Consider the following 13,666-nt stretch of genomic DNA (forward strand, 5'->3'; position numbering starts at 1 on the left):
CATCCATGTTGTTCTGGATCCTCGTCGCCATCTTGACGGCGGCTGTAGCTGTCGCACTTGTCCTCCCGCTGATGCGGGCGGCGCCGCCCCTCCCGTCTCCTCACAGCCATGACATCGAGGTCTACCGCGACCAGCTCGAGGAACTGACGCGGGACCGTGAGGCCGGGCTGATCAGCGACGAAGACGCGGAACTCGCCAGGGCCGAAATCGGCCGCCGCCTGATCGCCGCCCACGCCGCCGACACCTCCACTGCGGCGTCCAGGCGGCTTGGCTCGAAACGCCTGGCGCAGGTGTTCATCCTCCTCTGTCTGCCGACCGTCGGGCTCTGTCTTTACTTAACGACGGGCAATCCCGGCGTGCCGGCGCAGCCGCTTGCGGCGCGGCTCGCCAATCCCGGTGAAGACGTCAACATCCTGATCGCCAAGGCGGAAAATCACCTGGCCCTCAACCCGGACGACGGGGCAGGGTGGGACCTGCTTGCGCCGATCTACATGCGCAACGGCCGCGTCGACGACGCGGTTGCCGCCTATGACCGCGCCCTCCGCCTGCTCGGGCCGACGGCAGCCAGGTTTGGCGGCTATGCAGAGGCCCTCATCGTGCAGTCCGGCGGCCTTGTGACGGCAGCGGCGCAGGATGCCCTGAAGAAGGCGCTGGCTCTCGATGCCAATGATCCGCGCTCGGAGTTCTATCTCGCCCTCGGCCTCAAGCAGGAGGGAAGGCGCGGCGACGCGCTCGCGGCCTTCCGCAAGCTTGCCGACACGTCGCCCGCGGGGGCGCCGTGGTTGCCGCTCGTCAACCAGCATATCGCCGAGCTCTCCGCCGACACGCCCGTTGCCGGCGGTGCAGCGCCGGGAAACCCGACCTCCGAGGATATCGCCGCCGCCGAGGGAATGAGCGCCGGCGATCGTCAGGAGATGATCCGCGGCATGGTCGACGGTCTCGCCGGCCGGCTGAAGGAAGACCCCGACAACTTCGAGGGCTGGATGCGGCTGATCCGGGCCTATGTTGTCCTCGATCAAAGAGATAAGGCCGAGAATGCTCTACGCGACGGCTTGCAGGCCTTTCCGGCCAGCGGCGATGAGGGCCAGCAATTGCTGGCTCTCGGGCGCGAACTCGGCATCGATGGCGGCGGAGCGAAAGAATGACGCGTAAGCAGAAACGCCTGGCGATCATCGGCGGCGGGGTCGGCTTCCTGACGGCCGCCGTCCTTCTGGTCATGTTCGCCTTCAGCCAGGCCGTGGCTTATTTCTATGTCCCCGGCGACCTTGCCAAGGCGGATCTCGCGCCGGGCACGCGCATCCGCCTCGGCGGGCTGGTGGAAGCGGGCTCGGTCAAGCGCGGCGACGGCAAGACCGTCACCTTCAGCGTCACCGACACGCTCGCGACGGTGCCGGTGACCTACACAGGCATACTTCCGGACCTCTTTCGCGAGGGCCAGGGTGTCGTGGCGGAGGGGAGCTTCGCCGCTGGAAGTTCAGTTTTCGTTGCCGATACGGTGCTTGCCAAGCATGACGAGACCTACATGCCGAAGGACGTGGCCGACCGCCTGAAGGCTCAGGGCGTCACGCTCGGCGGGAAGGAAAACATTCAATGATCATCGAGCTCGGACATTATGCGCTGGTGCTGGCGCTCGCGACCGCGCTCATCCAGTCGGTGCTGCCGCTCCTCGCCGTGCGGCGCGGCGATCGGGCTCTGGTCGACCTCGCGGGCAGTGCCGCGATCGTCTCCTTCCTGCTCGTCGCCTTCTCCTTTGCGGTGCTGACCTTCGCCTATGTGACCTCCGACTTCTCCGTCAGGAACGTCTGGGAAAACTCGCATTCGATGAAGCCCCTGATCTACAAGATCTCCGGCGTCTGGGGCAATCACGAGGGCTCCATGCTCCTCTGGCTGCTGATCCTCGTCTTCTTTTCCGCCCTGGTGGCAAGCTTCGGCCGCAACCTGCCCGAAAGTCTGAAGGCGAATGTGTTGGCGGTCCAGGCCTGGATCGCCGCCGCCTTCACGCTCTTCATCCTGCTGACGTCCAATCCCTTCGCCCGCCTCGTCCCGGCTCCGGGGGAAGGCCGGGACTTGAATCCGGTGCTGCAGGACATCGGCCTCGCCATTCATCCGCCCTTGCTCTATCTCGGCTATGTCGGCTTTTCCGTCTGCTTTTCCTTCGCGATCGCAGCGCTGATCGAGGGGCGGATCGATGCCGCCTGGGCGCGCTGGGTCAGGCCTTGGGCGCTGACCGCCTGGACGTTCCTGACCGCGGGCATCGCCATGGGCTCCTACTGGGCCTATTACGAACTCGGCTGGGGCGGCTGGTGGTTCTGGGATCCGGTCGAGAACGCTTCCTTCATGCCTTGGCTGGCCGGAACGGCGCTCCTGCACTCGGCGCTGGTCATGGAAAAGCGTGAGGCGCTGAAGATCTGGACCGTGCTCCTAGCGATCCTCACCTTCTCGCTGTCGCTGCTCGGCACGTTCCTGGTGCGCTCGGGCGTGCTGACCTCGGTTCACGCCTTCGCTACCGATCCGACGCGCGGCGTCTTCATCCTGGTGATCCTCATCGTGTTCATCGGTGGCGCCCTGTCGCTCTTCGCCTTCCGGGCCTCCCACCTCAAGTCCGGCGGACTGTTTGCGCCGATCTCGCGCGAAGGCGCGCTCGTCCTCAACAATCTGATCTTAACGACGGCGACGGCAACGGTTCTCACCGGCACGCTCTATCCGCTGGTGCTCGAGGCGCTCACCGGCGACAAGATTTCGGTCGGCGCGCCGTTCTTCAACATGACCTTCGGCCTGTTGATGCTCCCCTTGCTGTTTGCGGTTCCCTTCGGGCCGCTGCTTGCCTGGAAACGCGGCGACCTCTTGGCCGCCGCCCAGCGGCTCTTCGCCGCCGTCGGCGCCGGCCTGCTCTTCGCCGCCGCGGTCTACTATGCCAGGAATGGCGGTCCCGTTCTCGCCGTCCTCGGCATCGGGCTTGGGGTCTACCTGATTGTCGGTTCGATCACCGATGTCGCGCTTCGCTCGGGCCTGGGCAAGGTGGCGGGCCGCGTGGCCTTGCGGCGGTTCCTTGGCCTGCCGCGCTCGGCCTATGGCACGGCGCTTGCCCATATCGGCCTCGGCGTCACGCTGATCGGCATCGTCGCCGTGACGGCCTATGAGACGGAGACCGTCGTCGAGATGAAGCCCGGAATGCTCGTCGATGCCGGCGGCTATAGCATACGCTTCGATGGCATGCGCGAGGGTCGCGGGCCGAACTATACCGAGGACACCGGCCACTTCACCGTCAGCCGCGGCGGCGTGAAGGTAACCGAGATCTGGTCGTCCAAGCGCCTCTATTCGGCGCGCCGCATGCCGACGACGGAGGCCGGCATCAGGACCTTCGGCCTCAGCCAGCTCTATGTTTCGCTGGGCGACGAGATGACCGGCGGCGGCATCGTCGTGCGCATCTGGTGGAAGCCGCTGATCCTCTGCATCTGGGGCGGCGCTCTCGTCATGATGGCGGGCGGAATCGTTTCCTTGAGCGACCGTCGCCTGAGGGTGGGTGCTCCGTCGCGCGCCAGGACGGCGAGGCTTGCCGCAGGAGCCGTCGAATGATCCGCGTCCTCGCCGCGCTCTTCCTCTGTATTGTTTCGGTTGCGCCGGCCTTCGCCGTCAATCCGGACGAGGTGCTTGCCGATCCGGCGCTCGAAGCGCGCGCCCGGGAAATCTCCGCCAAGCTTCGCTGCATGGTCTGCCAGAACCAGTCGATCGACGATTCCAATGCCGAACTCGCCAAGGATCTGCGAGTGCTCGTGCGCGAGCGGCTCGAGAACGGGGACAGTGACGAGGCGGTGATCGCCTATGTGGTCTCGCGCTACGGGGAGTTCGTGTTGCTGAAACCCCGCTTCGAGGCGAAGACACTGGTCCTCTGGGGCATGCCGGTCGTGCTGCTCGTCCTTGGTGCGGTCACGCTGGTCGTCGCCGCGCACCGGCGCGGCACGCGCCCAGCTGGTGCGCCGCTTTCCAAGGATGAAAAGGAAGAGCTCGACAAGCTGCTTGGCCCGTAGGGAGCCGCCGACTGCCGGTGGCAGTTCCAACGGCAATATCATACGCGTTAAGGGCATGCTTCGCCGTTCCTTGAGAGGACCCGCGGATCGGGTACCGGCCTCTCATTTCTGCTCTGTCGCAACATTACCAAAAATTCATCTTCCGGACAGAACCCAGTAAGGTCCCATCCGTTACACCTTGCGTCATCGGCTGTTCCTCCAGTCACAGCCATACGAGCGGGTTCCGGGCGGTTGGTCCGGATACCTTGCTCGTGATCAAAGTTTCGAAGCCGTCCGTCTGTCGGCGGCGGCTTCACGCAAGAGAGAAGGCAAAACGAATGTCCACGTTCAAAACTCCGCGTCCCTCGCTGAAGACCGCACTGAAGACCTCCACGGTTGCAGGTCTTGCCGCAGTCATGCTGACGACCGGTCTGCCGGCGCAGATCACCCAGTCCTTCGCCGAGGCGGTCAGGGTGCAGGCTCCGTCGGTTCCGAGCTTCGCCAATGTTGTCGACGCCGTTTCCCCGGCCGTCGTTTCCGTCCGCGTCCAGGCCCGTGAACAGGCATCCAACGACGAGAGCAACTTCACCTTCGACTTCGGCGGCCGCGGTTTCGAAGACCTGCCCGACGACCACCCGCTGAAGCGCTTCTTCCGCGAATTCGGCAGTCCCGATTCCCGCGATGGCGATCGGGCCGATCGCTGGCGTGATCGGCACGGTCCGCGTGGCGAAGGTCGCCTGCGCCCGCGAGCCCAGGGCTCCGGCTTCTTCATCACCGAGGATGGTTATCTCGTCACCAACAACCACGTCGTCTCCGATGGCTCCGCCTTCACTGTCATTTTGAACGACGGGACGGAACTCGACGCCAAGCTCGTCGGCAAGGACAGCCGCACCGATCTCGCCGTGCTCAAGGTCGACGCAGCCAACCGCAAGTTCACCTATGTAAGCTTCGCCGATGACAACCGGGTGCGGGTCGGCGACTGGGTGGTCGCGGTCGGCAACCCCTTCGGCCTCGGCGGCACCGTGACGGCCGGTATCATCTCGGCACGCGGCCGCGACATCGGCTCCGGCCCCTATGACGACTATCTGCAGGTCGATGCGGCGGTGAACCGCGGCAATTCCGGCGGCCCGACGTTCAATCTCTCCGGCGAAGTCGTCGGTATCAACACGGCGATCTTCTCGCCGTCGGGCGGCAATGTCGGCATCGCCTTCGCGATTCCCGCTTCCGTCGCCAAGGACGTCGTCGATGCCTTGATCAAGGACGGCTCCGTTTCGCGCGGCTGGCTCGGCGTTCAAATCCAGCCGGTGACGAAGGATATCGCCGAATCGCTCGGCCTCTCTGAGGCGAGCGGTGCGTTGGTGGTCGAGCCGCAGGCGGGTTCGCCGGGCGACAAGGCGGGCATCAAGAAGGGTGATATCGTGACCGCCCTCAACGGTGAGCCGGTCAAGGATCCACGCGACCTGGCCCGCCGGGTGGCAACGCTGCGCCCCGGTTCGACCGCCGAGGTCACACTCTGGCGTAACGGCAAGTCTGAGAGCGTCAAATTCGAGATCGGCACGCTGCCGGAGGAGGCCAAGGCTACGCCGCCGGATACCCGCGACGAACAGACGGACCAGGGTCAGGCTGGCGAAGAGGCACTGGCCGACCTCGGTCTGGCGGTCACCCCTTCGGAAGACGGCACGGGCGTCACCATCGCCTCCGTCGATCCGGACTCGGATGCTGCCGATCGTGGCCTGAAGGAAGGCGAGAAGATCGTCTCCGTCAACAATCAGCAAGTGAAGACGGCGGACGACATCCTGAAGGTGATCAACAACGCCAAGAAGGATGGCCGCAGCAAGGCGCTCTTCCAGATCGAGGCCGACGAGGGAAGCCGCTTCGTGGCGTTGCCGATCGCGCAGAGCTGAGGCGCGGCAAGAGCAAGCCACCATCCTGGCTGATGATGAGGCGCCGCGACATCTGCCGATATCGCGGCGTCTTCTGTTTCGGCCGAACGCTGTATTCGGCCAAGGCAAACCCCGAAACCGGTTGAGACGAACAGAGGTCCGGGACTATGGTCACCCGTATGAAGATTCTGATAGTTGAAGATGACCTCGAGGCGGCCGCCTATCTGGCGAAGGCGTTCCGCGAAGCGGGCATCGTTTCCGACCACGCCAGCGACGGCGAAAGCGGCCTGTTCATGGCGAGCGAGAACGCCTACGACGTGCTCGTCGTCGACCGCATGCTGCCGCGTCGGGACGGCCTGTCGTTGATCACCGAGTTGAGGCGCCGGGGCATCCATACGCCGGTGCTCATTCTCTCCGCCCTCGGCCAGGTGGACGACCGGGTGACGGGACTACGCGCCGGTGGCGACGATTACCTCCCCAAACCCTATGCCTTCAGCGAGCTCCTGGCGCGTGTCGAGGTGCTCGGCCGGCGCAAGGGAGCGCCGGACCAGGACATGGTCTACCGCGTCGGCGACCTGGAACTGGACCGGCTCTCCCATTCGGTCCGCCGCCAGGGCAAGGAAATCCCGCTGCAGCCGCGCGAGTTCCGGCTGCTTGAATATCTGATGAAGAATGCCGGGCAGGTGGTGACGCGAACCATGCTGCTCGAGAATGTCTGGGACTATCACTTCGATCCGCAGACCAATGTGATCGATGTGCACGTCTCCCGCTTGCGCTCCAAGATCGAGAAGGATTTCGATCCACCGTTGCTGAGAACCGTTCGCGGCGCCGGCTACATGATCAAGGACGATCGGACCGCTGACGCATGAGCAAAGTCGGCGTTCTGTTCAGGACGACCGCGGTCCGGCTCTCCGCGCTCTATCTCGTCCTCTTCTCCCTTTGCGCCGTCTTCCTCGTCTTCTACGTCACCGGCATGTCCGAGCGTCTCCTGCAGCAGCAGACGCGTGAAGGGATTGCCGTCGAGGCGGCCCAGATCGAAGACATCTACGAGCGTGCCGGCGTCAACGGCCTGCTCCGCTCGCTGGAGCGTCGGGCCCGTCAACCGGGCGCCAACCTCTATGTCATTGCGGGGCCGAGCGGGGAGATCCTTGCCGGCAATGTCGCCGGCCTCGAGCCGGGCCTGCTCGACAACGAGGGCTGGACATCGGAGCCCTTTCACTACCGGCGTTTCACCGACGAAAGCCGCACCGGCAACCACGTCGCGCTCGCCCAGGTCCTCATGCTCGACAACGGCCTGCGCATCCTCGTCGGCCGCGATTTGCAGGAACCGGAAAAGTTTCGCGTTCTCGTCCGCCAGGCCCTGGTGGTGGCGCTCGGCATCATGGGGCTCGGCGCACTGGTCATCTGGTTCGGCATTGGTCGCAACGCCTTGAGGCGCATCGACCGGATGTCGGAGGCAAGCACCAAGATCATGGCCGGAGACCTTTCACAACGGCTGCCGACGAGCGGATCGGGCGATGAATTCGACCGTCTGTCGGAATCGCTGAACGCGATGCTGGGGCGGATCGAGAAGCTCAACGAGGGCCTGAAACAGGTTTCCGACAATATCGCCCACGACCTCAAGACGCCTCTGACGCGGCTGCGCAACAAGGCCGAAGCGGCGCTTGCCAGCAAGGAAGGTGGCAACCAGAACGGCGCGCTCGAGGAAATCATCGGCGAATCCGACCAACTGATCCGAACCTTCAATGCATTGCTGATGATTTCGCGCGTCGAGGCGGGCTCCGCCATCGCTGAGATGAGCGATGTCGCCTTGTCCGGCATCGTCGAGGATTGCGTAGAGCTTTACGAGCCGGTCGCCGAGGAAGCTGCCCTGCGCCTGGAAGCGGACATCGAGCCGGGCGTCGTTGTTACAGGCAACCGCGAACTGATCGGCCAGGCGCTCGGGAACCTGATCGACAACGCGATCAAATATGCGGAAGGGGCGGAAAATCCGCTCATCCGGGTCGAGATGAAGAAGAGCGGCGCCAATGTCGCCCTGACGGTCGCCGATCAGGGTCCCGGCGTTCCGGAAAATATGCGCGGCGAAGTGGTCAAGCGCTTCGTGCGGCTGGACGAGAGCCGCACCAAACCCGGCACCGGTCTCGGCCTTTCGCTTGTCGAGGCGGTGATGGAGATGCACCATGGCGCATTGGATCTCTCGGCGACGGAGCCAGATGGAAGGGGCCTGACGGTTCGCATGGTTTTCCCCGCCGGCACGACCTGATACACCGGTCACGGCAATTGCCGGTTGGAGCGATCGACTTCCGACGATCCGAAGGGGAGGAGAAGACCGATGGTGGACGCGACCGAAAAGCGGTTGTCCGATATCGAGGTGGTGCCGATCCGCCCGGCGAGCCAGGCCGACGCGAAGGTCGCTCTTTCGGTGCTGAAGGACATAGCGAAGGGAAGCGAGGCCATCGCCAAGCTGGTGGCGTCCGATACGCCGCTCAAGCACTTGATCCTCGCCGCTTTCGCACTCTCGCCTTTCCTTCGCGATACCGGCGCAAGCAGCCCTGCCATTGTCGAGGCGCTGCTGAGCGAGAGCTTGCCTGGATTTCTGCGAAGCCGCATCGATGCGGCGCGGCTGGCATGGCAAAGCGGGGCGGCAGGCAAGGCCCTGCCGGACGCGGAAATCATGGCGCGGCTGCGGCGGGCAAGGCGGGAGGTTGCCTTCGCCGTCGCACTTGCCGATCTCTCGCGGCTGTTTGATGGCCGCGAAACGACGCGCTGGCTGAGCGAGTTCGCCGGCGCCGCGGTATCGGCGACGATCGATCACCTGCTGCTCGGCGCGCATGAGAGCGGCAAGTTCGTCCTCCCGGATGCCTCGGCGCCGAGCGTCGGCTCGGGCGTCGTCGTGCTCGGCATGGGCAAGCTCGGGGCGTGCGAGCTCAACTATTCCTCCGACATCGACCTCGTGGTCTTCTATGATCCGCAGTCCGGCATCCTCGTCAGCCGCGATGAGGCGACGGAGGTCTTCGCGCGGCTCTTGCGAAGGCTGATCCGCATCCTGCAGGAGCGGACCGGCGACGGCTACGTGTTCCGCACGGACCTCCGGCTTCGGCCCGATCCCGGCTCGACGCCGCTCGCAATCCCCGTCGAGGCGGCGATGCTTTATTATGAGAGCAGGGGGCAGAACTGGGAGCGGGCTGCTTTTATCAAGGCGCGCCCGATCGCCGGCGACCTTCCGGCCGGCGAGCGTTTCCTCAAGGAACTGACGCCCTTCGTCTTCCGGAAGTACCTGGATTATGCGGCGATCGCCGACATTCACTCGATCAAGCGTCAGATCCACGCGCACAAGGGCCACGGCGAGATCGCCGTGAAGGGCCACAACGTCAAGCTTGGCCGCGGCGGCATCCGCGAGATCGAGTTTTTCGTGCAGACCCAGCAACTGATTGCCGGCGGCCGGACGCCTGCGCTGCGGCTGCGCGAAACCGAGGCGATGCTGCATGTGCTGGCCGAGGCCGGCTGGATCGATCGCGCCACGGCGCATGAACTGATCGATGCCTATTGGTTCCTTCGTGACGTCGAGCACCGGATCCAGATGGTGCATGACGAGCAGACCCATCTGGTGCCCGAGAGCGAGGCGGAACTGAGGCGCATCGCGTCGATGCTCGGCTTCGAAGATACGGCGTCCTTCTCCAGGGAGTTTTCCCGGGTGCTGCGGACGGTCGAGCGACGCTACGCCCAGCTTTTCGAACAGGAAGCGAGACTCTCCGCAGAGACCGGCAATCTGGTCTTCACCGGTCAGCAGGATGACCCGGACACGCTCAAAACGCTGAAACGGCTGGGTTTCCAGCGTCCTTCCGACATCGCCCGTATTATTCGCACCTGGCACTACGGGCGCTATCGGGCGACCCAATCGGTCGAGGCACGCGAACGCCTGACGGAATTGACGCCGGAGCTTCTGCGCGTCTTCGGCGAGAGCCGGCGCGCCGATGAGGCATTGCTGCGCTTCGACCAGTTCCTCTCCGGCCTCCCTGCCGGCATCCAGCTTTTCTCGCTGCTCGGCAGTAATCCGGGCCTGTTGTCGCTGATCGTCAATATCATGTCCTCGGCGCCGCGCCTGGCGGATATCATCGCCGCCAGGCCCCATGTCTTCGACGGCATGCTGGACCCGGGCCTGCTCGCCGAACTGCCGACGCGAGATTATCTGGCACCGCGGATCGCCAGCTTCGTCGCCGGCGCCCACCACTACGAAGAGGTGCTGGACCGCCTGCGCATCATCGCCGCCGAGCAGCGCTTTCTGATCGGCATCCGGTTGCTGACCGGCACGATCTCCGGCCTGCAGGCGGGCAGGGCCTTCACCGATCTTGCCGACCTGATCATCGCCGCTGCGCTGGAGGCGGTTCTGGCAGAGGTTCGCTCCGCCCACGGCGATTTCCCGGGTGGCCGGGTCGCCGTCGTCGGCATGGGAAAGCTCGGCAGCCACGAGTTGACTGCCGGTTCCGACGTCGACCTCATCCTGCTCTATGACTATGACGCCAACGCCCACCAATCCGAGGGCGCCAAGCCGCTCGACCCGGCACGCTATTTCACGCGCCTGACGCAGCGGCTGATCGCGGCTCTTTCAGCCCCGACCGCCGAGGGCGTCCTCTACAATGTCGACATGCGGCTGAGGCCCTCGGGCAACAAGGGCCCGGTTGCGACCCGCATTACCGCCTTTGCCAAATATCAGCGTGAGGAGGCCTGGACCTGGGAACATCTGGCGCTGACCCGCGCCCGATGCATCTGCGGCGACAAAAGCCTGATCGGCGAAGCGGAGGCGATCTTCGCCGAGGTCCTGTCGCAGAAGCGAGATATCGCTAAGATCCGCAAGGACGTCGAGGAGATGCGCGATCTCATCGACAAGGAAAAGCCGCCGAACGACATCTGGGACTTCAAGCTCATCCCCGGCGGCCTCGTCGATATCGAATTCATTGCGCAATATTTGGCGCTTGTGGCGCCGGCAAAGGGCGAGCTACCGCCGCCTGCCGGAACGCAGACGATGGAGGCGCTGAAGGGGCTCGGCGCCGCCCTGATGGATGCAAACGATCTCGACATGGCCGTCGAGGCGCTGGCGCTCTTTACCGAGGTCTCGCAGATCGTGCGGCTCTGTATCGACGGCGATTTCGACCCCAAGGACGCCCCCGCCGGCCTTGTCGATCTCGTTTGCCGGGCAGGCGATTACCCGGACCTCAAGCATCTCGAGGCTGACATACGCCGCTTTTCCAAGGCGGTGCGCGGCATCTTCCAGTCGGTCCTTGCGGGCTGAGCCGGCGGCCCCGGCTGGGTTCAGGCGAGGTCCGGGATCCGCACGGATATGATCGTGCCGACGTTTTCGGCGGAATGGATCTTCATCCGTCCCCCGTGCAGGCGCGTGAGCGACCGGGAGATGGCCAGCCCCAAGCCGGAGCCGCCCTTGCTCTTGGCATACTGGCTCTGCACCTGTTCGAAGGGATGGCCGATCTTTTCCAGCGCGTGCCTCGGAATGCCGATGCCGGAATCGGCGATCGTCAGCGTCACCGCGCCGCGAACCTTGCGGGCCCTGAGTGAAATGCGGCCACCCTCATTGGTGAACTTGACCGCATTTGATAAAAGGTTGAGGAGCACCTGTTTCATCGCGCGACGATCGGCGAACATCGTCAGGCCCGAGGACACCTCCTGGACGACGCGGATGTTCTTCTGCTGCGCCGGTATGGTGGTGAAGCGAAGCGTTTCCTCGATCAGCGGCGCAAGATCGATCCTTTCGCGCGTGATACGCATGTGACCGGCCTCGATCTTCGACATGTCGAGTATGTCGTTGATGACGTTGAGCAGATGTCTGCCGCTTTCATAGATATCGCGGGAATATTCGTGGTACTTCTCCGAGCCGAGCGGCCCGAACATCTGGTTCTGCAGGATCTCGGAAAAGCCGAGAATGGCGTTGAGCGGCGTGCGCAGCTCATGCGACATGTTGGCGAGGAACTCGGATTTTGCCCGGTTTGCCGCCTCGGCCCGTTCCTTTTCCGCCTGGTAATTGGCGTTGGCGACGGAAAGCTCCTCCTTCTGCCGTTCGAGCGTGATGCGCGAGGCCGAAAGATCGCCGATCGTCGCCATCAGCCGCCGCTCGGATTCGCGCAGCCGCACCTGATGCCGCTTGAGCAGCGTGATATCGGTGCCGACCGAGACGAGGCCGCCGTCGCGCGTGCGTCGATCGTTGATCTGCAGCCAGCGCTCGTCGGCGAGCTGCACTTCGCTCGTCTGCGAATGATTGCTGCGGTCCGGATCGGCGACGCGCCGCTCGATCACCGGTCTCGCCGCGGCCGCGTGCACCACTGCCCGTTCGGTGCCGGGCACGAGGACATGATCCGGCAGCTGATAGGCCTGCTGATAGTGGGTGTTGCACATGACCAGCCGGTCGTGCTTGTCCCACAGCACGAAGGCTTCCGACGTGCACTCGATGGCATCCGTCAGGCGCTGGTCGGCTTCCGCATAGCGCTGGGCGAGCCGGTGCTGCTCGGTCACGTCCATGGCGATGCCGATGAGGTGGGTCCGCCCGGAAACCGTGCGGATGATTTGGGCGCGCGCCCGAAGCCAAACGTAATGGCCATCCGCGTGGCGCATGCGGAACACCTGGTCGATCTGGCGCTCGCTGCCCTTGGCGATCGCCCGCGCCACCCGGTAGACGCCGCGATCCTCCGGGTGCATCAGCCGGGCCGCGTCGCCGAACGACAAGACGCTGCTGTCGCCGGGCATGCCGAGCATCTCGTACATGGAGCGAGACCAGAACAGGCGACGGTTGGCGAGGTCGAAATCCCAAAGTCCGCAGCGGCCGCGCGACAGTGCGGTTTCGACGCGCAGGTTCGATTCGGCGAATACGGAATCGGCGTCGCGGGCGCGCTTGGCCTGAATATAGTAGGCGTAAAGCACGACGAGCAGGATTGCCGAAATGCCGGCAAACAGCGTGACGTTCAGCGAGACATCGTCGCGCCAGGCCGCTTCGAACTGGGCGACCGGCGTTGCCGCCAGCACGACACCCGCGGAAGCCGGCACCTGCATCAGGGCGACCAGATGTTCGACGCCGTCGATGGTCGCCTTCACAGCGCCTTCGCCTTCGCCGAAATATTGCAGCGACGCCACGTCCGGGGCGATCGAGGTAAGCGTGCGGCCGATGAAATGTGCCCCCGCCTGCGTGCTCGCGAAGATGCGGCCGTCCCGGCGAACCGTCAGTAGGAACATGCCGCTGTCGAGGAGTTCGGCGGGCAGATATTCGGCGAGCCGCCGTTCGGCCTCCCATCGCTGCCCCTCGCCGAAGAGCTCCGATCCATCCGCCTGGAACGCCGCCGTCGCCGCGGTCGCCGCCAGGCTGACGCTCCGGCGCGAACTGGCCTCCATCCGGGCATGCTCATCCATGATGCCCGACATGCGCGAAATGGCCACGATCAGCAGGAAAGCGATAATGAGGACGGGAATTGACCGCTTCAGAATGGGCTCGGCCCGGGCGAGCCGACGTGACGCCGGTTCGACAAAGAGCCTCGCCTTGTCGATGAGCTCCCGTTCCAGGCCGAAAAAGCCCGGAAACTTGAGTCGCAACCGCCCGTCGGCTGCGCCTCCCCGTCGCGCGTCCGCAATCTTTCCCAATTTCTGCCGTCCTCGAGAGCGTCCCGCATGTGGATGCGAAGGGACGCTGTGATCCTCTTAAACCGAAGCGTCATCGGAAATCGCGACGCTTTGGTGATTCGGTACGCCGCCCGCCCGAATCTGACTCAATGAATCACA

The 13,666-nt window shown here is 64.6% G+C and carries 9 protein-coding genes; 8 read left to right on the plus strand and 1 reads right to left on the minus strand.

Annotated features, from left to right (window positions below; translation table 11 throughout):
- Positions 1-5 precede the first annotated feature (5 nt).
- The 8 genes from ccmI to SS05631_RS03550 all read left to right on the plus strand — a co-directional run bounded on the left by ccmI (position 6) and on the right by SS05631_RS03550 (position 11,180).
- Positions 6-1,145 carry a c-type cytochrome biogenesis protein CcmI gene (ccmI, locus tag SS05631_RS03515; protein ID WP_037413584.1) on the plus strand — a complete coding sequence of 380 codons (1,140 nt, stop codon included), beginning with the start codon at positions 6-8 and terminating at the stop codon, positions 1,143-1,145.
- Complete coding sequence (gene ccmE / locus SS05631_RS03520; RefSeq protein ID WP_037413594.1) at positions 1,142-1,594, plus strand: cytochrome c maturation protein CcmE; 453 nt, start codon at positions 1,142-1,144, stop codon at positions 1,592-1,594. The genes ccmI and ccmE overlap by 4 nt, the downstream gene beginning before the upstream one ends.
- A complete protein-coding gene (locus tag SS05631_RS03525; RefSeq protein WP_037413597.1) occupies positions 1,591-3,576 on the plus strand; it encodes a heme lyase CcmF/NrfE family subunit in 1,986 nt (661 codons plus the stop codon). The genes ccmE and SS05631_RS03525 overlap by 4 nt, the downstream gene beginning before the upstream one ends.
- A complete protein-coding gene (locus SS05631_RS03530; RefSeq protein ID WP_037413599.1) occupies positions 3,573-4,028 on the plus strand; it encodes a cytochrome c-type biogenesis protein in 456 nt (151 codons plus the stop codon). Before SS05631_RS03525 ends, SS05631_RS03530 begins: the two co-directional genes overlap by 4 nt.
- A gap of 317 nt (positions 4,029-4,345) precedes the next feature.
- Positions 4,346-5,911 carry a Do family serine endopeptidase gene (locus SS05631_RS03535; protein WP_037413601.1) on the plus strand — a complete coding sequence of 522 codons (1,566 nt, stop codon included), beginning with the start codon at positions 4,346-4,348 and terminating at the stop codon, positions 5,909-5,911.
- 146 nt (positions 5,912-6,057) lie between these two features.
- On the plus strand, positions 6,058-6,759 hold the full coding sequence (locus SS05631_RS03540; RefSeq protein ID WP_037413603.1) for a response regulator transcription factor: 702 nt from the start codon (positions 6,058-6,060) through the stop codon (positions 6,757-6,759).
- A complete protein-coding gene (locus tag SS05631_RS03545) occupies positions 6,756-8,153 on the plus strand; it encodes a HAMP domain-containing sensor histidine kinase (RefSeq protein WP_037413605.1) in 1,398 nt (465 codons plus the stop codon). The genes SS05631_RS03540 and SS05631_RS03545 overlap by 4 nt, the downstream gene beginning before the upstream one ends.
- Positions 8,154-8,222: 69 nt before the next feature.
- Positions 8,223-11,180, plus strand: a complete 2,958-nt coding sequence (locus SS05631_RS03550; RefSeq protein WP_037413607.1) for a bifunctional [glutamine synthetase] adenylyltransferase/[glutamine synthetase]-adenylyl-L-tyrosine phosphorylase — start codon at positions 8,223-8,225, stop codon at positions 11,178-11,180.
- Between the two features lie 20 nt (positions 11,181-11,200).
- On the opposite strand, the gene SS05631_RS03555 is transcribed toward SS05631_RS03550, so the two are convergent.
- Positions 11,201-13,528: an ATP-binding protein gene (locus SS05631_RS03555; protein ID WP_037413609.1), complete on the minus strand. Its 2,328-nt coding sequence runs from the start codon at positions 13,526-13,528 to the stop codon at positions 11,201-11,203.
- Positions 13,529-13,666 lie beyond the last annotated feature (138 nt).

Source organism: Sinorhizobium sp. CCBAU 05631 (genome assembly GCF_002288505.1).
Lineage (GTDB): Bacteria > Pseudomonadota > Alphaproteobacteria > Rhizobiales > Rhizobiaceae > Sinorhizobium > Sinorhizobium fredii_C.